Genomic DNA, 21,859 nt, shown 5'->3' with positions numbered 1-21,859 from the left:
TGGTTATCGGCCGAGTGCGGACAACGCTGTGAGAAGCGGCTGCAGTCCTATGGCCTCGATTCCGGACTTGAGCGGAAAGCGTTCATCGCCGGCATAGACTACGAATGATCGGGCGGGTTGAATATCCTGGATCGCCTGATAGAAGCCCTTGCTGATAGTCGGTGCTAGGCTGCGCTTGATTTCGATGGCTGTCAGCCCCTTCGGTCCGTCAAGAACCAGGTCGATCTCGGCGCCCGCCGAGGTGCGGTAGAAGCTGGGCTGCGCGAACGAGGAAGCCACAGCCAGGATGTTCTCGATAGCAAAGCCTTCCCAACTGAGGCCGACGACGGGATGGCCTGCCAACGCATCGGGGTCCTCGATATCGAGCAGGGCATGCACGATGCCGCTATCGCGGACATAGACTTTCGGCGATTTGACCAGACGCTTGCCAATATTGGCATGAAAGGGTTGCAGCCGGCGAACCAATAGAAGGTCAACCAGGAGATCGATATAGGAACTGACGGTCGGAGCGCTGATCGACAAGCCTGCGGCAAGCCGGGATGCATTGAGCAAGCCACCCTGGTTGTGCGCCAGCATCGTCCACAGGCGCTCTAGGGTTACGGCTGGAATTCGGGGGCCGAATTGCGGGACGTCACGCTCCAGATAAGTGCGGATGAAATTGCGCCTGAAGGCAAGGCTGTCAGCATCAGAGCTTGCCAGAAAACTGTCGGGAAAGCCGCCGCGAAGCCATAGCCGCTCGTTCGCGGCCGAAGAGGGTGGCGAACCCGCAACTTCGGAAACGTCGAGCGGCGTCATTTCGATATATTCGATGCGACCGGCCAGGCTTTCGCCAGACTGGCGCAGCAAGTCGATCGATGCCGATCCCAGGAGAAGGAAGCGGCCATTGCGATGTCCGCGGCGACGGCCCTGGTCAATGAGTCCGCGCAGTTCCTGAAAGATCTCGGGGGCACGATGGATTTCATCGAGAATGACCAGCTTGTCCTCATGATCTTTCAGGAACAAGGCAGGGTCGGTTAGTTTGGCGCGGTCGGCGCGCAACTCCAAATCGAGGTAAAGGGCGCCGGTTTCCTCGGCGATCTCAAGCGCCAGTGTCGTTTTACCGACTTGCCGGGGGCCGATGAGGGCAACCGCGGCTTGACGACCAAGGGCCTGGCGAACGACAGGATGGATGCGACGATTCAGCATCCTTGAAAATTAAAATAGGATTTTTTGATTTGCAAGGATCGATGCACCTAACTTTGCCTATCCGCTCTGCAACCGGTGCGATCATTTCGCATCTTGTTTCTTACGCACCTCCATGTCGGGAGGCAGGAAGAGTTCGATGTCGGGGATACCAAAGGCTGCCGCGAGCTTAGCGATCGACTTCAAAGTGACGTTTTGAGAGCCACGCTCGATCTTGCTGACCTGTTGCTGACTGAGCTCGGCTTTCTCGGCGAAGGCGGCCTGATTCAGCCCTAACGCCTTTCTCATCCGCCGTGCATTCTGGCCGATAATCTTGCTCAGTTCCATGAAACCGAGCATCGGCAAAGCACTCGCCGATGAGAAACGCTTATAACATGTAAATACGCTATAACATGTAAATGCGCTTAGTTTCGCAGGTATCAGTTTCCGCGCGCGTGCTCGACGCGCAACAGACCAAAAGCAATGTGATTGCGTTGAATATAGCCGACTGCCCGCACGTCGCCGGTGGCAAGAGCGCGAGCCGTTTCCTCAAGTTCGCTGGCAAAGTCCTCCAACTGCTCACTCAGGAACGAATGAATGACGCTGTACCAGATCCGCGAGGCTTGAAAGTAGTAGCGCTCATGGGTTTCGCGCAGGGCCTTGTTTGAGATCAGGCGGTTGGTCGCATGGTGAAGACCGTGATTGAGGGCCCAGAAGACCTCTAGTTCCTGGTCTTTCTCGAGACATTGCAGTTGTTGGCGCAGGAGGTTCACATCGCTGAGCGCGCCCGGAATCTCATCTTCGTCAGGGAAATCGCCGATCATCTCGCTGAGCCGAAGGCGAAACCGGTAGATCTCCTGGAAAGCAAGATCGTCCAATCCCGTGACGATGGTGCCCACACCGTTGCGGGCGGTGGTCAAGCCGTCATATTCGAGCCGTTGAAGAGCTTGGCGTATCGGCGTGCGACTGACAGTGAATTCAATGGCGAGTTCGTGTTCGCTCAGCCGCATGCCCGGCGGATAGCGCAACAGGCAAATGCGCTCTCGCAAGACGCGGTAGATATCCGGAGCCTGCCCCCGCGGGGCGGGAAGGGCAGGTGTAACTGCGCTCTTGTCTGCAGGCTCCATCGCTCGCCCTAATGATCCTGGAACAGCCTTCCACAATCGGTGCGACGGTCGGTAACGCCGGCCAGCCGAAGGCAATCCCACATCATAGCCTGATTACTGGTTATAACGGGTTTGCCCAACCTTACCTCCAGTTCGGTTATGATGTCGATGGAGCGCAAGGCTCCACAACTAATGAATACAGCCTCTGCTTGTGGATGGTCGACCGATTCGGCGAATTCGAGAATGGTGCGGGGCGCAACCTTGACCATGTCCGCATCATTTTCGATGCTCAGTCCTTGCATGTTGACAATCTCGAAGCCTCGCGCAGCCATGTAGGCTTTTTCGATTGCATTGACCTCCGCCAAATAGGGTGTGGCGATCGCGATGCGGCGCGCTCCGAGTGTCTCCAGGGCGCGCATCACCGATGAGATCAAACATGTTGTCTTGGCCATGGGTTTGCCGCGTTTGAGTTCGGCGAATACGCGCTCCTCGCCGATGACGACACTGCCGGATGTGCAGGCATAGCAAACGACATCGAGATCCTCGTCGGGCAACAGATGGGTGGCTGCATCCCCGATGCCGACTGCCATTGCACCGAGCGTGGCGACGCTGATCCGATTGGTCATGGGCGCTCTCGAAAAGTGGATGCCCACGCCAGGAGGACACAAACGAAACATGTCGTCCTCGATCGTCTGCTCCATGGCCAACAGGACGAATCCGATCTTTGCCCGGTCGTGCCGCCCGCGATCGAATTCGATCTTCACGGGCGCAGGCCACTTTGCTGTATGCAGCAATCCTTTTCCTTCACCATTTTGCGAGCAATTTTCAGGGCTTGACATGGATTTTCCTTCATCCTTAATGATTACATCACCTAAGCTGCATACAGGTTGAAAAATGAGAAGTCCATATGCTCGACGCGTATCCGCCCTTTGCGAGGCGATGGCGGCTGCGAAAATCGACGCCGCGATCCTGACCCATCCCGACGCGATCGCTTACTTTGCTGCCTATTGGAATTATCTCGGCATGGAGTTCGGCCGGCCGACGATTCTGGTCGTGAAACCCGGCTTCACATCGACGATCATCACCCCGCTCATGGAAGCCGAAATGTGCGCTTCAATGAGTTGGATCGAAGACATCCGGCCCTGGACGGATGGTGGCGAGGAATGGCGACGGCCGCTCAGGGATCTGCTCACAAATTCCGACCGAGCGCGTATCGGTGTGGAGGAGCGCTTCATTCCCAATGTCGTGTCTGCTGAGCTGCGGAATTTCCTCGCCCAAAGCCAGTTCGAGGACATCGGTCCGGTCGTCGGCGCCCTGCGCCAGATCAAGTCATCGGAGGAGATCGCGACCATGCGCCAGGCCGGTGAGGTTGCCGTCGCAATGATGGAAGGCGCCCGGCGAGCGATCGGATCTGGAGTACCGGAATATGAAATTGCGCTGGCAGCGATGGCGGCCGGAACGCGCAAGGCAGCCGACCTGCTTCAAGAGACGGGCGATCGGTTCGTGTCCCCACTCATTCACGATCTGCAGATTCTGCAATCAGGCCGCGACACCTGCATGGTCCATCGTCGGGCCTCTACCCGCCGGCTGGAGAGCGGTGATCCGGTCTATCTTTGTTTTTGCGGCATGGTCCGTTTTCGCAATTACAAACTCGGCTTCGATCGCCAATTCTTTGTCGGTCAGGCGAGTGACGAGCAGCTCTATGTACAGGAAGCGGCCGTGAAGGCTCAGAAGGCGGCCCTGGGAACGATCCGCCCAGGTGTGACTTGTGAAGCGGTGAACCAGGCCGCCGAGGAAGCCTATGCTCAAGCAGGCTTTGAACCCGGCTATCGAACCGGCCGCGCCGTCGGCCTTTCGCTTCTGGAGGCTCCAGAGCTCAAACGCGGTGAAAGCGCTTTGATCGAAGCAGGCATGACCTTCGCCGTTGATGGCGGCATCACATTGCCCGGAAAAGGAGGGGGACGGATCGGAGATTCGATCGTCGTCACGCAAGAAGGATACGATTGGCTCACACCCTATCCGCGCGATAATTCCATTGTTTGACGGATTGTAGTGAATGAATAACTGGACTGCCGTGCCCCATGCGCCGATGGCGAATGGGGTCGTCGGGGGCAAACGCCGAACCAGCGTCTACTCGACACTCAGGACCCATGCTCTGCATTATCGCTTCAAGCCAGGTCAGCACCTTCCGATCAGTGTGATTGCCCAACTACTGGGAGTATCAAATACGCCGGTCCGCGAGGCGTTGATGCGGCTCCATGCAGAGGGGCTGGTTGACGCCGTACCCGCCAAAGGGTTCTTTGCCCGAGAAATACGCCTTCAGGACATGGTCGAGTTCAACGGGATGCTCTGTGTGGTCGTTCGGCATTGTCTTGAAGGGGGTGGTCTTGATCTTTGCTTGGCTCCGCAGCGGGAAGCCGATGGAGCCGCGCTGCCGCTTCAGCTCAAGACACGCGGCACGCCCTCGAGCCTGGCCCGCGAGACCGAAATGCTGTTCGAGGCGCTTGGCAGGGCAACGGGCGAGAAGACAATTCCAATATGCATCCATCGTCTTTGCGAGCAGACCCATCATATTCGCCTGCGCGCCTTTGAAAGTCGGCGCATCGGCAGCAGGCTGCGTCATGCTTTGGCGGAGCTGGTCGCGGCATTGCGCAGACGCGATCGCGAGGTGGCTATTGACAGGCTTGTTGCGTTTTCGCAGCTGTTTGCGCAGGCCTTGCCCCACCTTGTAAGCCACGCGTTGGCTGCCGCCTATGCGGCCGAACTGACGGATCTGGCCAATTGGGTCACAAGGCAGGAAGAAGCGGCGTGACGGGCCATCTGGCCGTTATGCCTCATCGCGAGGAGACGGCGACCGCCATCGCACCACCCCGATCCTTTCAAGCATATGGCCAATCGACAGTAGCCTCATATCCTCAAACGGACGCCCAACCATCTGCAGACCGATAGGTAGCCTTGTGGAGTGCCGACCGATAGGGACAGACAAGGCCGGATGGCCGGTCAGGTTGAACAGGCAAGTGAAGCGAGCCAAGGCATTGCCGACAGGCTCTTCGACCTCACCGATGGCCACCGATCGTGCCCCTAACCGTGGGGCCACGATGGGCGTCGTCGGCGTGATCATGATGTCGATGCTGCGAAACAGGCGATCGAGCTCGAGCCTCTTGGCCTCCATGAAACGCAGGGCCTGCACATAGTGCTCGGCGAGCACGAACTGACCCTGCAACAAGCCGTCGCGAACATCCGTGCCATAAAGCGATGTGTGGGTCTTCAAACGAGACTTGTGCCAGGCGAAAGCTTCCACAAGCTGGATGGCGAGCGAAGCGGTGCGGACATGGTCCATGTCGAGCACAGGCAAAGGGACAAGACGCGCGCCCAAATCCTGACAGCGTATCAACACCCGATCGACGGCGGTGATGATCTCGGGATCGGCGTTGTCGAAGAAATAGGGGCGTGGAACGCCAATCCGCAGACCGTTCAGCGCGTTGGCCTCATGGCTACGGCCTGCCGATGGTTCGGCGGGCTGTGGGACGATTCCTTGCCCTCGTGCCAAAACCTCGAGCACGTCCAATGCGTCGATACAGGAGCGGGTGATCAGGCCGACATGATCGAGGGACCAGCAAAAGGGGATGACGCCCTGGGTATCGATCAGGCCCATTGTCGGCTTTAATCCCACCAGGCCGCACAGCGCGGCGGGCACGCGTACCGATCCGCCAGTATCGGTTCCCAGCGCGAAAATGGCGCTCCCTTGGGCAACCGCTACCGCTGACCCGCTGCTCGATCCACCTGCGACGCAGCTTTCGTCATGCGGGTTGGGAGGTGTTCCGAACACGCTATTCTCGCCGGTGATGCCATAGCTGAATTCGTGCAGGTTGGTTTTGCCGATGAGGACAGCTCCCGCTTCGCGCAGACGGCGGATAGCGCTGGCATCATCGCGTGCGTGATAGTCCACCATTGCTCGCGAGCCCGCGGTCGTCGGCAGGTCGATCGTATCGAAGACATCCTTGCAGGCGTAGGGAATACCGGCAAGCGGGCCAGGTTGCTCGCAATGCTCCAGCGCCCTAGCGTGCCTGAGAGCGGTATCGTTCGCGAGAGCGATGTAGGCATGGCTATGTCGGCGCAACCGACGAGCCCGGCGCAAGCAGGTTTCCGCAAGATCGATGGGGCGGACGATGCCGGACATCATGTTCTTGCGCATGGCACGCAGCGAAGAGGGGACAGAACCGTTTGTCATTTGGACTCGCAAACGCAGAAGACGGAACGCCGTGGAATGGCCACAGCGCCAAAGTCGAGGTCGGACAGGGTCTGCAAGGCAAGAAGAAGGTCCTGGGCGGGAGAAACCAGGCCACTGCCGGCCACGGCCGTCAATTGGGCCAGATCCGCTCGTTCCCATGCATAGCCAGCAAATACGAGCGATACCGACTCCAGAAAATCAAGTTGCAGAGGCGAAGGTGAGGTGGTCATCGTGCCCTCAGGGGCGAGAGGGTGCTGCGGACGATGGCAATCGTGGCCATGGCGGTCGCCACCACGACGATCAGCACCGTCGCCGCAGCCAGGACGGCGGGACTGAGCTGGTCGCGCATGCCCGACCACATCTGCAGGGGCACCGTCCTCTGATCATAGCCGGCGAGGAAAAGGGCAACGACCGCCTCGTCGAAGGAGGTGATGAAAGCAAAAAGCGCGCCGGCGATGATGCCCGGAGCCATCAAGGGTGCTGTCACCTTGCAAAATGCCGACAGCGGATGCGAGCCGAGGATTGAAGCTGCACGTAGCAGCCGCTCGTCGAAGGTCGCCAGAGCACCTCCGACGGTGACGACGACATAGGGTGCTGCCAGTGCGGTATGGGCGAGGATGATGCCGGTGAAAGATTGCGTCAGCCCCAGCGGCGCCAGAAACAAATAGCTGCCGGTCGCGAAGATGATGATGGGAACGATCAAGGGGGACGAAAGCACGATGGCCACCATGCTCCGTTGCCGGGCCGGCAGGCGCCGCAGGCCGAAGGCTGCCAGCGTCCCCAGGAGCGTTGCCGTGGGCGTGACGATGGCCGCTATGATCAGGCTGTTGCGGAACGCCAACTGCCATTGCGGATTGAGAGCGATCTCTCGGTACCAGCGCAGCGACCAGCCAGCCGGATCCAATGTGACCATCTGCCTCGTGAACGAGAAATAGGGCTCGGGATTGAAGGACAGGGGAATTACGACCAGCACGGGTCCGATCAGAAAAGCGCAGATGGCACCGCAGAAAGTCCAAAAGACGATAGATCCCAGACGGCTCATGCTCGCAATCCTCCCCGTTGGGTCAAGCGGGGCAGGATCAGCGCGATCGCCACGACGATGGTAAGCAGTATGCTGCCGAGTGCCGCGGCCAAGCCCCAGTTCAAGCTCTTTTGCATGTGGAAGGCGATTTGATTGGAAATGAGCTGGCCCGTCCGCCCGCCCACCAGGGCCGGCGTGACGTAGTAGCCAAGCGACAGGACGAAGACGAGAACCGAGCCCGATGCAATGCCCGGATAAGTCAAGGGCAGGTAGACACGCCAGAACGTATAGAAGGGGCGCGCGCCCAGGCTTGCGGAAGCTCGAACATAGGCGCCCGGCAGTCCCGTCATCACCGAGTATAGGGGCAGGACGAAGAAGGGCAGCAACACATGCACCATAACGATGACGGTGCCGGTCAGGTTATACATTAGCGCCAGCCGCTGATTGTCGCCAAGGAGCCCGCTGGCCACGAGGGCTTCGTTGAGAACACCCCTGCGCTGAAGAAGTACGATCCATGCGGTTGCCCGCACCAGGAGGGAGGTCCAGAACGGCAACATGACTACAAACAGCAGGACCAGGCGCAGGCGTGGTCCGGATCGGGCGATCGCATGGGCGAGAGGATAGCCCAGCAATGCACAGAAAATCGTCACGATTGCCGCGACGCTGAGTGTGCGTACGAACAGCTCCACATAGATCCGCCGGCTTTTGTCCTGAAATTCGATGCCGCCGCCTGCTGCGATCTTGAGATCGAACGCGTTGAGAAAATGCGATGCGGTGAAGGGTTGCGTCCCGCTGGCGAGGATCTGCCAGATCGCCGGCGCCCCCCACCGCGGATCAAGGTCGGCCAGCCGTGAGGTCGGTTGCAGGCTCAAGGCCGTCGTGGTCCGGTCGATCAGCGAACCAAAGCCAGACTGTTCCCGGTTGAGGCGCAGCGCAAGGCGTCCCGCACGGCCCTGTTGGACGGCCGCTCTCAGATCGGCTTGGGTGCTGTCGAAAGCAGAGGCTGGTGGCATGCCATCCCCATTCCAGGTCGACAGGGCTGTCCGTGTTCGCGGCATCAGCTCGGCGAGCTCGGGGTCATAGACGCTGCGGGCGAGCATCAGGGCGATCGGGCCGATGAAGGCAACGATGATGAAGGCGAAGAGGGGCAGGACCAATAGCCAGCCCGTTCGCGTGGTGCGGGCGATCATCATTGCGACAGCCAGGCGGCATAGCGCTCATTGACGGCATCGGCGTGCTCCATCCACCATTTGGCATCGAAGGCGAGTGCGCTTTGAAAATTGCCGGGAGCGGTGGGTAAGCTGGGAGCCAGCGAGGGATCCACCAGAGCCTGTGCCGAACGACGCACAGGGCCGTAGCTCAGATAGCGTGTTTGCATGGCAAGCGGTTGCGTGCCGGTCGCAAACGCAATGAAGGCTTTGGCAATGTCCTGTCTTTTGGTGCCGGCGACGATCGCATAATAGTCGGCGTTCCAGATCTGGCGGTCCCAGATGATGGCAAGGGGTTTCTTGTCGTCTGTGATCGCCCCTTGAATGCGCCCGTTATAGGCCGCAGAAATGGCCACCTCGCCATCGGCCAGAAGCTGGATCATCTGGGCGCCGGTTTCCCAGAACACGGCCTGATCCTTGATGGTGTCGAGTTTGGCGAAGGCGCGATCCAGGCCTTCAGGCGTGCTCAAGATCGCATAGACGTCCTTGGCCGCCACACCATCGGCCATCAATGCCCATTCGAGCAGGGCGTTGGGTCGTTTAGGCAGGCCGCGCTTGCCGGGAAAGGCCTTGAGATCGAAAAAGTCCTCGAGTGTCTTGGGCTTGGCTCCGGGGAAGGCGGTCTGATTGAAGGCGATGACGTTGGACCACACCACTGAACCGACACCGCACGGTTGCAGCGCCCCCGGAAGGAAGTCTGCTTTCGCCGGCGCGCCGTCGCTGCCGGCTGGCAGGCTGGTCGGATCGACTTTGACGAACAGGCCATCCGCGCAACCCCGCTCGAGATCTTGCTGCTCGACGTCGACCACGTCCCAACTGACCGTTCCCGATCGTACCTGCGCGATCAGTTCGGCCAGGCCTCCATTGTAGTCGACCGATTGAATGCCAATCCCGGTTTTCGCCGTGAAGGGCTCGTATTGCGCCTTGGCCTGGCTCGCGGTGTATTGGCCGCCATAGGAGACGACGGTTAGGGCCTCGGCGGCTCGCGCCGGCACAGTCGTGGTAAGGAGCATCAGACAATAGGACGCGCATGCTGTCAGACGACAGTTCATTTCGACCTCCGGATGGATGGAATGAGTGTCAGGAACGAGGGGCTGGGAAGGCCCGGGCATCCTGTGTGTTCCAGCCCAGTCTTATTGTTTCACCCTGTGAGGGCAGGGGCTGGCTGCCGCAATTGGGGAGTTTCCAGATGATCTCAGCGCCATCGCTCGTGCGCAGACGTACCCGGTGCACGTCACCGAGATAGGTTGCATCGATCACTTCAGCCTGGAGAGCGTTGCAGCCACCCTCCTGGACGGTTCTTATGCGCTCCGGTCTGATGGCGACACAAACCGGTTCGCCGTAGTGGGCATTGCCCATGTTGAGTGCGCAAACGACCTCGCCACCGGTGAGCCGTATGTGGCAGCAGTCCCCATCCGATGATAGAAACGTGCCGGCGATGGCGTTGTTTTCTCCAAGAAAGCCCGCGACGAAGGAACTGGCCGGGGCCTCATAGAGGTCGGTAGGCGTGCCGACCTGGGCAATGCGTCCGCCCTCGAAGACGCAGACCCGATCTGACAAGGACAAGGCCTCGCCCTGATCGTGTGTCACATAGATGATGGTCGGCCTCAGGTCACGATGAATGCGGGTGATTTCGTCCTGCATCTGATCGCGCAGCTGCTTGTCGAGCGCGCCCAAGGGTTCGTCCATCAGCACCAGCTGTGGATTGTAGATGAGCGCTCGGGCAAGCGCGATGCGTTGTTGCTGTCCACCCGACAATTGCGCGGGATAGCGCTCCCCCATGTCACCCAGACGAACCAGGGAAAGCGCCCAGCCGACACGCTCGCTGACGTCTACGCGCGGCCATCTGCGGGCTTGCAGGGGATAAGCGAGATTTTGGGCGATGGTCAGGTGCGGAAACAAGGCATAATGCTGAAACACCATGCCGATATTGCGCCGATAGGGCGGCAGGTGCGAAACGTCCCTGTCCCCGATGCGGATCGAACCGGCGCTGGGCTGCTCGAAGCCGGCCAGCATCATCAAGATGCTGGTCTTGCCCGACCCGGATGGTCCCAGGATGGTGAGAAACTCGCCGGCGCCAACTTCGAGATTGAGCCCCTCGACAACATTCGATGAGCCATCATAGCTCTTGTCGACATCATGCAAAAAGACGGCTTCGGCCTGGAGTGGGGTGCGGCTGTGGTTGGAAATGGCGACATTCGCTGTCATCGGTTCTCCTCCATCAATCCCTTTCACCGAGCATGAAGCTGGTGATGCGGTTGAGAGTGCGAGCGATGTGGTTGCGTCGGATGAAGCCGACGGCCTTGACGTCACAGGCCTCCAGCGAGGCGATGATCTCGCCGATCTCCTCGGCTTGGGAGAGGATCTCCGGGGACCAGTTGAGTTCGGGCAGGATCTGTAGATAGGCCCGGATTGTCTTGTAATAGAGAACTTCGGAAATGCTCCGGTATTCGGCATTGCCGGATAATTGCAGGATTTCATCCTGCAGCCTGTGGCTGATCTGAGCCAGTGCCCGGACGTCATGGTCCACCACCAAGGGGGTGCACTCGGCAGCCAGTTCACGCAGCGTTGCAATCGTGCGGGTGAACGCCGTCGCAGGGCTGAGCTCGCCGAGCAACTCAGCAAGCTTGATGCGCAGTGAATAGGCATCGCGCAGCGCTCGCAGGTCGACGGCCGTGACCATGGAGCCGACACTCGGCGTGGTCTCGATCAGCCCTTCGTTCTCCAACGCCTGCATTACTCGCCGCATCGGCGTTCGGCTGACCCCGAATTCGCGCGCCAACTCCGCCTCGCTGAGCGCCGCCCCGGGCGGATAGATCAACAGGCATATCCGATTGCGCAACGTCTGGTGAATGGCGGCAAAACGCTGCCGTGGCGATGGCGCCTGATGTTCGATGCTCAACGGCATGAAACAACCTCCCGATATATCGCTTTTACATATTATAATATGTATTGTCAACGGTGGGATACCGATTACCTAAGCCGGTATACCGGTTGCCGAATTGAGGCTAACCAATTGGTATGTCGAATATATTCTGCAATGTAGTTTGCAAACCCACCTGGCGGCGCACAAGCTGAAGTCGAGAAATGGCACGCAGGGAGATTCCTGATGACCAAGACCGGCCCGAGCTCTCCAGATGGTATCCGGATGGTGAAGCATGATTTTTCGGCCAGCTATAATCGGGACTGGCCGCACAGCTATCTGAAGGCGCATCTGGCGCTGGATTACATCATTCCCGATCGAGCCAAGCCCGTCTTTCTGTCGATCTTCGATCGCTACAGGTCGCTGCGCCAAAAGGATCGGCTCAAGATCATCGATATCGGCTGTTCCTACGGCATCAATGCCGCGCTCCTACGTACCGATATGAGCCTTGATGACCTCTACGCGGCCTATGCCGCCGAGGACGGACCTCTGGCCGGTCGGCGCAGCGTCGACCATCGTGCCTTCTTTGAAAGCCGGAGTGTGGGAGCCGACCTTCATATTGTCGGCGTCGACCCCAGCGAACGGGCTGCCCGCTACGCCCGGTCCGTTGGATTGGTCGATGCCATCGTCACCACCGACCTGGAGCGCACCGAGCCTACCGTCCCCGAAAAACGGGCTCTGGAAGGAGCTGACATCATCATTTCGACGGGAAGTGTCGGCTATGCCACCGAGCGTACCTTCGCGCGTATATACGCGGCAGCCAGGATATCTCGTCCATGGGTGGCAGCCTTCGTCATGCATCCTTATTCCTACACCGACATAGCCACCATGCTGGCATCCCATGGTTTGCAGTCCAGGGAGGTTCTGGCTGCTCGTCAGCGTCGGTTTTCCACGGCCGGCGAGCAACATGGCCTCCTTGAGGTGATGCAGGAGCGGGGCTTTGAAACTCGTCTCGAACGTACGACCGGTTACATCTATGCATCGTTTCATCTTTCGGCCCTGCCAGACGAAATGCCTGATCAGCGGCATCGGCCGTGATCATTGCCGGAACAGGAGCGCGGTGCCTTAAGGTCCGTCTCAGATTTGGACTGCTCAAGATAAATTACCCGCGAAAAGTCTGGGGGCAGAACAGCGATTGACGCCGCTCTCCACCCGGCATCCACGCCTTTAGATTGTTCGGGATGGATCGCATTTACATATTATAGTTGATACACATACGCGCCGCCTTACGCCAACCATTGGCGCATGGATATGCGCAAGCTGGTAGGGCAGAACTTCGCTCGCCTGCGACAGGAAAGAGGCCTGACGCAGGAAGAGGTCGAGGCGCGCTCGGGCTTCAGCCAGCAATATCTCTCCAACCTGGAGCGGGGTAAGCGTAACCCAACCATCATCACGCTCTATGAATTGGCACAGGCCCTTGAGGTCAGTCATGTCGAGCTCCTTCTTCCTCCTGGCGAAGAGGCTTAAGCCCCAGAAGCTGCGGACGTCGGCACGTACCCAAGTATCCCTCCAGTCAGGTGTATGCTTGACTGACTGAGCATGTTGCCGGTCTCGACTTAGGCGCGATGTGGAAGGCGGTCGAGCGCCTCGGCATTGGACGGGGATTTCGGGAACCGGGGGCATCATCACGGCCGGCAAGGACGAAGGTTTTGCTGTGTGCCCCCGAAGTCGCGCTTTCAAAAGCACCAATCCCTCCGACTGACAGACCCCCTAAGTCCGTTCTGTTTCCGACCGCAACCCCCGCGGCTGCGCACCGTGTTGGCGCAAGCGCCTGCCCGCACCACTGCGGACCTTGGGGGTCGAGCTGCCGCTTGAGGCGGCAGTGCAGACGTCTCCCGACGGCCTTGGCCGGGTCTCGTCGGAGGGAATGGTCCCTTCGAGAAGCAACGGAGACCTACAATGCAGAACATCGTCATTCTCGCCGGCAACATCGGCCAGGCCCCGGAAACCCGCACCACCCAGAACGGCACCGCCATCACGCACTTCACCCTCGCCACCTCGCGTCCCCGCTACGCCGAAGGCAAGGTCATCCGCGACAAGGAGGGCTTCCGGGTCCAGGACACCGAATGGCACCGCATCACCGCTTTCAACGGCCTCGGCAAGACCATCCGGCAATATTGCGAGGCGGGCATGAAGGTTCTGGTTCGCGGGCGCATCCACTACACCAAGTGGACCGACCAGGACGGTGTCGAACGCTACGGTTGCGAGATCATCGCCGAGACGGTCGACTTCCTGAGCCGGGCCAAGCAGACCGAAAACGGCGAGGATCGGCAGGACGACGACTCGGAGATCCCATTCTGAGCCGAGTACCAGAAACCCGGCGGCACAAGCCGCCGGGTTCTCATGTGATCTTGGCTTTTAACACTCCGGCCTGCCAGCCGGACCGGAGCGGCCCCGCGCCTGCCGGCGCTGATGGGGCCGCGCTCTCTTTCTCTCTCTGACACCCCAGCCTACGGCTCGCGCAGCCAGCCTCAAGGACGAGCGGTTCCCCCAAAATTCTGGCGAATTTCGGCTCCCCCACTCGCCGACTCCGTCGGTCGCTTCGCGCTCCTTGACCCCGTCTTCGCTGCGACCGTGCCCGCCTCCCGTCATCGAGACCAAGGAGGACGCCATGACCTACGAATTCAGCCTTGAGCAGCACATCGAAGAATTGCGTGCCGAATACAAAACCTGCCTCGATCCCATTGAACGCGAGGCGATCGGGAACGCCCTGCAGGAAGCCCGCAAGGCCCTCGCTGCCGAGGAAGCGCTAAGCTTCTGGGCTACCTTCCTCGCTCCGACCGAACCGGTCCCGGCCGCAGCCATCCCGTTCTGAGGCTTCGAGAGGCAGGTGCGGATGCGCCTGTCTCTCTTCTCCTTGTGCACAGCGCTGCTCGTGGGCATCGAGCCCATTCGCGGCGCACCAAAATCCTTGCTGGCGTACCATGCCCCCTCAGGTTAGCGTTCGCTGCTCTTTTTTTGTGGAGGGATCTTTGGATGGCCACTGGTACCGTCAAATGGTTCAACGCCCAGATGGGATATGGCTTCATTCAGCCCGATGACGGAGAGGGCGATGTTTTCCTCCATATCAGCGAGATTGAGAAGGCAGGCCTTGATGATGTCCACGAGGGACAGAAGGTTGCCTATGAACTTGTGACCGACCGCAAGACGGGCAAGGCCAAGGCCGGGAATCTGAAGGTTGTGTGATCATGGCCCGTCTCACCTACTACGTCGTTCCGGCCCGTCGCACGCGCTCAGGGAAAGCTGCGCGGCAAGCCCCCAAGCTGAAAGACTGCAGACAAAAAATTTATGTCACATGCATAGAGCGGGCGGGTATTCCACAAGCGATATCGCAGATTTCTTTTATATATTACAGAAATATATCTATCTGAGTTTGAATTTCCAAGATCAGGTGGAGTTTATTTCTGAAATAAATTTAGGTCACAACACGAATAAGTTCCGGTAGAGGATTTGCCAATGCTAATTGGTTATGCGTATACCTACGGCAAAACTTCAGCCGGCAATCAGGATCTAAGTCGCCAACGTTCTGCACTGACGGCAGCCGGCTGTACCTCGATTTATGAGGATCGGCTCACAATGGGCAATCCCCGACCGAAACGAAAACGCGTATTTGATGAGCTTCGTGAAGGTGACACTCTTGTTGTCACCCAACTTGATCGGCTGGCGGATCCTCACGGAAAACATGAACTGACAATGATCGCGAGCCTTCTCAGTGAGCGCAAAGTTGGGCTGCGTTCACTTACCGAGGCCTGGGCCGATGCGAATAACATAATCACGAATTACCTTGATTATCAGAAATATCAGAAGAATCCACTTACATTAAAGCCTATATATGAGGAATTTGTTCGTATCGTTCTTGAAAGCGGAGACGATTATAGAATTGATTACCCATGGTGTTTGACATTTGGCTATCAAGGTGGCTCGTCGATCGAGCGTTGGGGGATTGGCAATAATCATCTTTTAGAAATGTTCCTTTATTTTCAGGATAAAGAGGGGTTTAGCTACGAAAAGTCTAAAAACTTTTGTGAAAAGTTGCGTAAAATCGGAAGATGGCATGAGTTAAAGCCAAAATTAGACGAGTGGTTTCAACGCGTTCACGAGAAATTGATCGTAGGAGAAGTTGAATATAATATCGTACATTTCGCGTGCTATATTGCTATTTGTAATATAAAATATGGAGCAAGCTGGGACTACCTCACTGCAGAAGAGATATTCAGAAAGATGACTGCCCTGGGGTCTAAATTGCCATCTCAACTAAAGAAGTACGGAAGTGGCGAGCTGCCAAAAGCTATCACGGACTACAAAGATGAAGATTTAACGTTTAAAGCAAACGACGCCTTCGCTACGATCCGGATGGCCATCAAGATTGAGAGCGAGGAGAATTATCGAAAAATTCTCGACCACCTTGCTGATGTATTAGAAGCAGAGTTTCCCCGAAGCTACGCCATTGAGTTCCGTAGCCCGAACAAAAAGTTCCTACCGATCGGCGGATTGCCAAAAAAGGGTGTCAATCAACTATTTGCTAATGCCGCAATCTACCCCGACCTCTGGCCGCTGATCGAGCGGTATGCTCGTCTGGCCATGCGCGAGTTCGAATGGTATTCGAACTCGCCGGAGGAGAACCCGGTGATGCCGGGCACATTCGCTGTGTTTGCTTTGACTCTGGCTGATAAGTCCTATGGTGGCCTCGCTTTAGACTATCTGCGCATCTGTGATGGAGAACATCAGTCGGCTCATGCCAACCTGGTCCATGCTTATATCGCGAAATACGGTTTCACGCGTGATGCGATCCGCCTGCTGATTGCCTCTGCCGAAAACATTCAGCACATGACCGCTCGCAAGATCTATCCAGCGCTGATCGCGAATAAGAATAGCCTGGCTCTCCTCGTTCAAGCCCGAAAAGGCGAGATGAGCGAAACGCTTGTTGAGGAGCCTAGAAAAAGTACCTTGTGGGCTAGAGACCCGGATCGCGCTTGGCGAAATGTTCTAGCAACTATCTGGGGTGACGCAGCCATAGATCGGCCGGATGAGATCGTGGAAGCGGCGCCGGAGGAATTGCGAAGCCTGTATCGAACAATCTTGGGAATGGATAGAGACATCTCGGCATAAGTCGGACGTATCTAGGCGATCAATCGGAAAGAAATTTTGTTCTTGATAGGTCCAACCATAGGCATGTTGGCGATAAGTTCCCAGGGTAACCTCAAAAATTGGCCGAATGATCACGCTCCGTCCTTGCAAAGGCATAGGGTCAAGCCTGGTTACAGACAACGTGATGCCGACAGGGCAACACCTGTTGCCCTTTCTCTGACTACCCGTGAGCCGTCGATCCCGGAATCCTAGTTCTGCCTCATTGAGGGGCGGATTGGGGGAGCGATGGGACCAGATGCATCCCGGTGGCGCACCGCCGCGCACTACGATCATGTCGATGAGCTGACGGCTTCCGATCTGGCCTGGGAGTGGCTGCGCCGCAACGAGGCGTATCGCCGGGACTATGTCGCATTTGCCACGACCGGCGTCGACCGCCATTCGCTTGGCAACAGGATCCGCGAACGCTGGAGGTTGCAATTTCCCGGCCGATCCTTCGCATGATCGACCCGCTATCTTCTGGTCCCCGCTCGAAGACACGAGCACGGTCCTGCTGGCACCGACCCCCGATGGGCTGATCCATTCCAGTGATTTTCGGGCACAGCTCACGGGACAGGTGATGCGAACCGATGAGCTGGGAACGCACGTCCTTTTTGAGCTCGGCACACAACGGCGCACGCAACTCCTCTGTCACGGGCATAGCGAGCGCGCAGGGGCGCTGGCGGCCCTTGTGCCACTTGGCCTCGAGGGCTTTGATCGTCTCGAAGCGCTCTATCGTTTCCTGGCCGCCTTGCATCGCCGGCGCGTACCGCCCGATAACCGCCTGACACCCCAGAAACGGGCCCGGGCTCGCCGCATGCTGCAGGCCTGGGACGGTTCGCGCCACGGCGCCACCCAGCAGGATATCGCCCAGGTCGTGTTGCGACAGGAGCCACTTGCTCGCGACGACTGGCAGGTCGCCTCGACCCGCTTTGTCGTCATGGCCCTGCTGCGTGAGGCCCGCGCCATGATCGCTGGCGGCTATCGCAAACTGCTTCGTCATCGCCGTAGATCCTAGCCGCATCCGCCGTCGATGCCGGTGTGCGATTTTGGGTACCCCTAAATTCGCACTGCATCTCGACGCTCTCACTTCGCCATCGTGGTCTCGTGTTCGCCGCTGGTCGTCAGTGGTGATCCAAACGCCACGAAAGGCCCATTCCATGCGATCAGATTTAGCCGCCCTGCCGCCGAAGTTCCTGCGTACCAAGGAAGCCGCCCACTTCCTCAGCCTCTCCGCCCGCACGCTGGAAAAGCATCGGACCTACGGAACCGGCCCGGCCTATCGCAAGCTCGGCGGACGCGTCGTCTATGCCATCGACGATCTTCTGGCCTGGACCGATCGGGGCGCTGTCACCTCGACCAGCGATCCGCGCGGATCGGTCCTGCCGGCCAAGCGCCATGCCTCGCCGCTCCACGCCAGTCGTTTTCCCCGCTGAGTGGCAGCTCGTTCATGACGGCGCGGCGTCGACCCTCCTTGGAACGCGGACAGCTCGACCTGTTCCATTCCCGTCCAGGCGACATCGCGCCCCGAGACGCGCAGGATCTCATGGCCTATCCCTTCTTTTCCCTCGCCAAGTCGCACCGCATCACGCCGATCGATTTCCGCGCCGGAGGCATCTCGATCCGGGTCGAAGCCGTGCCCGAGCATGGCATGGCCACGATCTGGGACGCCGATATCCTGATCTGGGCGGCGAGCCAGATCGTCGAGGCCCGTGATGCCGGGCTACGCTCGTCGCGGCTCATGGCCGCCACGCCCTATGAGATCCTCAAATTCATCGGACGCGGCACCAGTCTGCGCGACTATCAGCGTCTAAAGGCCGCGCTCGACCGTCTGCAGTCGACCACGGTGTGCACCTCAATCCGACAACCGGTAGAGGGCCGGCGGCACCGCTTTTCCTGGATCAACGAATGGCAGGAGCGCACCGATCATCGCGGGCGGCCCTTCGGCCTCGAATTGATCCTGCCCGATTGGTTCTACCGCGCTGTACTCGATAAAGCCTTCGTGCTCACTATGGACAGGGCTTATTTTGGGCTGACTGGCGGGCTCGAGCGCTGGCTCTACCGCCTGGTGCGCAAACATGGCGGCCGCCAGCGTGGCGGATGGTGTTTCGAGTTTCGGCACCTGCACATCAAATCCGGCGGACTGTCTTCCTACAAACGCTTTGCCTTCGAGCTGCGTAACATTGTCCGGCGCCAGCCTTTGCCCGGCTACACGCTGTTTCTCAAACAAGACGGTCGCGGCCAGTTCCTGCTCTCCTTCGAGCCGTCCACTCCCTGTGGAAAAGCTGTGGATGGGCACGTGTTTTCGGGAACCCGCACACACGTGCCATCGGGAACCGACCTCACGTGCTATCGGGTACCCAAACAGGATGTAACCCACGGCAGGCACAGAGAAAATCGCGCTCCTAACTTAGAATCTAACGTAGAATCTAACTTCTGTTGCGCACGCGGTGATGTGGAAAAGCCCATCGATGACGGTGGCAAAAGCTTCGATCTGAGTTCGCGCAAGGGCGCAAACGCCCGCACTTGCCGTAGGCGCGGTTCCACCTCGGACGATGCCTTGCAGGCGCGACAATGCCCGCGTCGTGGCCAATCGGGAGCAACGCGATGATCGCCGCTATCCAGCGCGGCGAGATCCTCGTCGACATGCGCTTGGTCGTGCCTGCGCATGCATTCCGATCCCACCCAGGAGAACCAACATGACCGGCGTAGCCTCTCACGGCCTGCGCGGCGACGATCGCTCGACCGCACAGGAAGACGCTCTCACACATGTCGAGCTGACCTGGATCGACAAGCGCATGGAGAACTGGATCCGCTTCGGCCATGCGGTGCAGGGGCAGACGATCGACCGGCAGCGGCGCGTTCTCTCGTTCCGCTCCGGCAGCATCTTTGCCTTCCTGCGCTGGGCCGCCAACGACTATGGGACGATCCTGTCCCGCATCGACATCGTGCGGGCGGTCGCACCAGGCGAGGCCCTTCAGACGCTGCCCTTCGTGCGGCCGGGTGGCGATATCCTGCTCCGGATCGAGGGCTGGCCGAAGGTCGAGCAGGTGCTCCGGCATATCGATGCGATCGAAGCGCTCGATCTCGATCCGGCCGACGTCGCCCCCGATCATTGGCGGCATGTTCATAACCGCACGAATGCCGGGCTGTCGCCACGTCCCTACACGATTGGCCGCCATCAGGCCTGGCTCAAGCGGCGGGAGATCGAACGATGACCTGCCGAGGTTATGTCATCGCGACGATGTTCGCGGTGGTCGTCACCGCCATCCCGACCGTTGTGCCGATGCCTTTACGGCTCGTTTGGAACGCCTCCACCAGCACACCGATTGGTCTGTACTTGATTGAATCGGTGGACCCGCGCGTTGCCGGCGAGCTGGTTGCTGTACGGCCGTCGGAGACAATCGCCCGCTTCATGGTCGAGCGCGGCTATGTCGAGGAAGGCGTGCCGCTCCTCAAGCATGTCACGGCACGGCAAGGGCAGCTGGTTTGCCGTCGCGGGCGTGGCATCCGGGTCGATGGAGCGTTGATTGGCGACGCGCTCGATCGCGACCGGCAAGGCCGTGTCCTGCCGGTCTGGCAGGGCTGTCATCGGCTGTCCGACGGCGAGATCTTCGTCATGAACCGGAACGTCCGCGACAGCTTCGACGGCCGCTATTTCGGTGTGCTGCCGACAAACAGCGTGATCGGCCTGGCCGTCCCCTTGTTCACCGACCAAGCCGGCGATGGCCGGTTTCAATGGCGCGCGTTGACGCGCTGAACGTCGCCGGCGGCCTGCCTGCCTGCCGTCACCTTTCTCATCACTGAACCACCATGAAATGGAGCCAGACATGGCACAGATCGGACAGTTCACGCGCGAGAAGAAGGGGTTCTTCGGACGCATTCATACGCTGTTCCTCAACACGGAGTTGGTCCTTCGTCCGGCCGAACCGAACGAAGCCGAGAATATGCCCGACTACAGGTTGCATGTCGGTGGTGAGGAGGGTCCCGAGATCGGCGCCGGGTGGAAACGCACCAGCGAGAAGGCAGGAGCCTTCATCTCCCTGGTCATCGACGATCCCGTTCTGCCGCAACCGATCCGCGCCAATTTGTTTCAGAACGGCGACGACAAAACCGCCTGGTCGCTGCACTGGAGCCGTCCGCGCGATCGCGCGGAGAAGGACTGAGCAATGGCATCGTACTGTTCTCCGACGAGCAAGCCGGCGGTGCCTTGGCTGCACCGTGCCGCGCGACGCCTGATCCTCCTTCCCCTTACCGGCCTGATTGTTGTGATCGTGCCTCCTGGCGCAGCCATGGCCCAACTGGCCGCAATCGATCGACCCTCGCCAAGGGATCCCTATGCCAGGCACATTGCCGATGCCGCACGGCGCTTCGGTCTGCCGTCGGCCTGGATCCGGGCTGTCATGCGCGCCGAGAGTGACAGCGAGACTGCCGCCGTCTCGCACAGGGGTGCTCGTGGCCTGATGCAGATCATGCCGGCGACCTGGGCTGAACTGCGTCTGCGCCATCGCCTCGGTCCCGATCCCTTCGAACCCCACGACAACATCCTGGCGGGCGCCGCTTATCTGCGCGAGCTCTACGACCGGTACGGCTCGCCCGGCTTCCTGGCCGCCTACAATGCCGGTCCGGCGCGCTATGAGGCCTATCTCGCCGGGCGTCCCTTGCCGGCCGAGACCCGCGCTTATATCGCAATGCTTGCACCGATCATTGGCGTCGACAAACGCTGGCGCCCTTTCGCTCTTGCGGTGGTCGATCCCCGGGCCTGGAAGCGCGCACCGCTCTTCGTTGCACAGCTAGACCGTCAATCGGCGGACGTGGGTCCGCTGATCGATCGCCGCTCAAATGACAGAGCGGTTGCACTCGAAGCGCACGGCATCGCAGCCATCGCACCACGTTCAGAGAGCTTGTTCGCAATGCGCGCAGGTGGGAGGAGGGCGCCATGAGCGTGCCGATAGGGTTTCGCACTGTCTCGGGCTCTGGCGTGGTTTGGAGGGAGCGCAAGGGGAGGTCAGGGGAGGCGACCGAAGGATGGCGAGATAAAAGCGCCTGCCCGGAATGCGCCAAGCCACTGACGTGGCTCGCCTT

27 protein-coding genes are annotated in these 21,859 nt (G+C 59.4%); 16 read left to right on the top strand and 11 right to left on the bottom strand.

Annotation, left to right across the window (positions count from 1 at the left end):
* Positions 1-3 precede the first annotated feature (3 nt).
* From ACIGJE_RS33655 to ACIGJE_RS33640, 4 genes are all read right to left on the bottom strand, one after another.
* Positions 4-1,185: an ATP-binding protein gene (locus ACIGJE_RS33655; RefSeq protein ID WP_483681645.1), complete on the bottom strand. Its 1,182-nt coding sequence runs from the start codon at positions 1,183-1,185 to the stop codon at positions 4-6.
* An 81-nt stretch (positions 1,186-1,266) separates the two neighbouring features.
* On the bottom strand, positions 1,267-1,509 hold the full coding sequence (locus ACIGJE_RS33650; protein WP_394314812.1) for a helix-turn-helix domain-containing protein: 243 nt from the start codon (positions 1,507-1,509) through the stop codon (positions 1,267-1,269).
* A gap of 92 nt (positions 1,510-1,601) precedes the next feature.
* Entirely contained in the window at positions 1,602-2,288 is a 687-nt protein-coding gene (locus ACIGJE_RS33645; RefSeq protein ID WP_483681643.1) for a GntR family transcriptional regulator, read from the bottom strand.
* Between the two features lie 8 nt (positions 2,289-2,296).
* Positions 2,297-2,968, bottom strand: coding sequence for a maleate cis-trans isomerase family protein (locus ACIGJE_RS33640; RefSeq protein WP_483681790.1), 672 nt, complete (start codon positions 2,966-2,968; stop codon positions 2,297-2,299).
* 193 nt (positions 2,969-3,161) lie between these two features.
* Here ACIGJE_RS33640 and ACIGJE_RS33635 point away from each other — a divergent pair, with 193 nt between their 5' ends.
* Both ACIGJE_RS33635 and ACIGJE_RS33630 read left to right on the top strand, forming a co-directional pair.
* Positions 3,162-4,310, top strand: a complete 1,149-nt coding sequence (locus ACIGJE_RS33635) for a M24 family metallopeptidase (RefSeq protein WP_483681641.1) — start codon at positions 3,162-3,164, stop codon at positions 4,308-4,310.
* Positions 4,311-4,323: 13 nt separating this feature from the next.
* The gene (locus tag ACIGJE_RS33630) at positions 4,324-5,079 is read left to right on the top strand and encodes a GntR family transcriptional regulator (protein WP_311934706.1); all 756 of its coding nucleotides are present in this window, start codon (positions 4,324-4,326) and stop codon (positions 5,077-5,079) included.
* Positions 5,080-5,094: 15 nt separating this feature from the next.
* Here the strand turns inward: ACIGJE_RS33630 and ACIGJE_RS33625 are convergent, their stop codons facing one another.
* From ACIGJE_RS33625 to ACIGJE_RS33595, 7 genes are read right to left on the bottom strand one after another with little or no spacing between them, the layout of a single operon-like run.
* Positions 5,095-6,498, bottom strand: coding sequence for an amidase (locus tag ACIGJE_RS33625; RefSeq protein WP_483681639.1), 1,404 nt, complete (start codon positions 6,496-6,498; stop codon positions 5,095-5,097).
* Positions 6,495-6,728, bottom strand: coding sequence for a hypothetical protein (locus ACIGJE_RS33620; RefSeq protein ID WP_311934708.1), 234 nt, complete (start codon positions 6,726-6,728; stop codon positions 6,495-6,497). The genes ACIGJE_RS33625 and ACIGJE_RS33620 overlap by 4 nt, the downstream gene beginning before the upstream one ends.
* Positions 6,725-7,540 (bottom strand): ABC transporter permease, encoded by an 816-nt coding sequence (locus ACIGJE_RS33615; RefSeq protein ID WP_483681637.1) that lies wholly within the window; start codon positions 7,538-7,540, stop codon positions 6,725-6,727. Before ACIGJE_RS33615 ends, ACIGJE_RS33620 begins: the two co-directional genes overlap by 4 nt.
* A complete protein-coding gene (locus tag ACIGJE_RS33610; protein WP_483681635.1) occupies positions 7,537-8,712 on the bottom strand; it encodes an ABC transporter permease in 1,176 nt (391 codons plus the stop codon). Before ACIGJE_RS33610 ends, ACIGJE_RS33615 begins: the two co-directional genes overlap by 4 nt.
* On the bottom strand, positions 8,709-9,779 hold the full coding sequence (locus tag ACIGJE_RS33605; RefSeq protein ID WP_483681633.1) for an ABC transporter substrate-binding protein: 1,071 nt from the start codon (positions 9,777-9,779) through the stop codon (positions 8,709-8,711). The genes ACIGJE_RS33610 and ACIGJE_RS33605 overlap by 4 nt, the downstream gene beginning before the upstream one ends.
* 28 nt (positions 9,780-9,807) lie before the next feature.
* Positions 9,808-10,935, bottom strand: a complete 1,128-nt coding sequence (locus tag ACIGJE_RS33600; protein ID WP_483681631.1) for an ABC transporter ATP-binding protein — start codon at positions 10,933-10,935, stop codon at positions 9,808-9,810.
* Positions 10,936-10,948: 13 nt separating this feature from the next.
* On the bottom strand, positions 10,949-11,635 hold the full coding sequence (locus tag ACIGJE_RS33595) for a GntR family transcriptional regulator (RefSeq protein ID WP_311934712.1): 687 nt from the start codon (positions 11,633-11,635) through the stop codon (positions 10,949-10,951).
* A gap of 201 nt (positions 11,636-11,836) precedes the next feature.
* On the opposite strand from ACIGJE_RS33595, the gene ACIGJE_RS33590 reads away from it, so the two are divergent.
* The 14 genes from ACIGJE_RS33590 to ACIGJE_RS33525 all read left to right on the top strand — a co-directional run bounded on the left by ACIGJE_RS33590 (position 11,837) and on the right by ACIGJE_RS33525 (position 21,717).
* The gene (locus ACIGJE_RS33590) at positions 11,837-12,688 is read left to right on the top strand and encodes a hypothetical protein (RefSeq protein WP_311934713.1); all 852 of its coding nucleotides are present in this window, start codon (positions 11,837-11,839) and stop codon (positions 12,686-12,688) included.
* A gap of 207 nt (positions 12,689-12,895) precedes the next feature.
* Positions 12,896-13,117, top strand: a complete 222-nt coding sequence (locus ACIGJE_RS33585; protein WP_311934714.1) for a helix-turn-helix domain-containing protein — start codon at positions 12,896-12,898, stop codon at positions 13,115-13,117.
* Between the two features lie 432 nt (positions 13,118-13,549).
* Entirely contained in the window at positions 13,550-13,951 is a 402-nt protein-coding gene (locus ACIGJE_RS33580; RefSeq protein ID WP_367627002.1) for a single-stranded DNA-binding protein, read from the top strand.
* Between the two features lie 310 nt (positions 13,952-14,261).
* Complete coding sequence (locus ACIGJE_RS33575; RefSeq protein ID WP_483681627.1) at positions 14,262-14,465, top strand: hypothetical protein; 204 nt, start codon at positions 14,262-14,264, stop codon at positions 14,463-14,465.
* 161 nt (positions 14,466-14,626) lie between these two features.
* A complete protein-coding gene (locus tag ACIGJE_RS33570; protein ID WP_483681625.1) occupies positions 14,627-14,836 on the top strand; it encodes a cold-shock protein in 210 nt (69 codons plus the stop codon).
* A gap of 270 nt (positions 14,837-15,106) precedes the next feature.
* Entirely contained in the window at positions 15,107-16,759 is a 1,653-nt protein-coding gene (locus ACIGJE_RS33565) for a DUF6138 family protein (protein ID WP_483681623.1), read from the top strand.
* A gap of 264 nt (positions 16,760-17,023) precedes the next feature.
* A complete protein-coding gene (locus ACIGJE_RS33560) occupies positions 17,024-17,239 on the top strand; it encodes a transcriptional regulator domain-containing protein (RefSeq protein ID WP_483681621.1) in 216 nt (71 codons plus the stop codon).
* 226 nt (positions 17,240-17,465) lie between these two features.
* Positions 17,466-17,792 carry a DUF2285 domain-containing protein gene (locus tag ACIGJE_RS33555; protein ID WP_483681619.1) on the top strand — a complete coding sequence of 109 codons (327 nt, stop codon included), beginning with the start codon at positions 17,466-17,468 and terminating at the stop codon, positions 17,790-17,792.
* Positions 17,793-17,934: 142 nt separating this feature from the next.
* Positions 17,935-18,210 (top strand): helix-turn-helix transcriptional regulator, encoded by a 276-nt coding sequence (locus tag ACIGJE_RS33550; RefSeq protein ID WP_483681617.1) that lies wholly within the window; start codon positions 17,935-17,937, stop codon positions 18,208-18,210.
* 14 nt (positions 18,211-18,224) lie between these two features.
* Complete coding sequence (locus tag ACIGJE_RS33545) at positions 18,225-19,385, top strand: replication initiator protein A (protein WP_483681615.1); 1,161 nt, start codon at positions 18,225-18,227, stop codon at positions 19,383-19,385.
* Positions 19,386-19,473: 88 nt separating this feature from the next.
* Entirely contained in the window at positions 19,474-19,992 is a 519-nt protein-coding gene (locus tag ACIGJE_RS33540) for a DUF2840 domain-containing protein (protein ID WP_483681613.1), read from the top strand.
* Positions 19,989-20,534, top strand: coding sequence for a S26 family signal peptidase (locus ACIGJE_RS33535; RefSeq protein WP_483681611.1), 546 nt, complete (start codon positions 19,989-19,991; stop codon positions 20,532-20,534). The genes ACIGJE_RS33540 and ACIGJE_RS33535 overlap by 4 nt, the downstream gene beginning before the upstream one ends.
* 70 nt (positions 20,535-20,604) lie before the next feature.
* Positions 20,605-20,940: a DUF736 domain-containing protein gene (locus ACIGJE_RS33530; protein WP_483681609.1), complete on the top strand. Its 336-nt coding sequence runs from the start codon at positions 20,605-20,607 to the stop codon at positions 20,938-20,940.
* A gap of 126 nt (positions 20,941-21,066) precedes the next feature.
* Positions 21,067-21,717 carry a lytic transglycosylase domain-containing protein gene (locus tag ACIGJE_RS33525; protein WP_483681607.1) on the top strand — a complete coding sequence of 217 codons (651 nt, stop codon included), beginning with the start codon at positions 21,067-21,069 and terminating at the stop codon, positions 21,715-21,717.
* Positions 21,718-21,859: the final 142 nt, after the last annotated feature.

This window comes from Labrys sp. E2SS-1L (assembly GCF_057073705.1).
The sequence above is the reverse complement of the archived record's forward strand: the minus strand, read 5'-3'. Positions and strand labels throughout refer to the sequence as shown.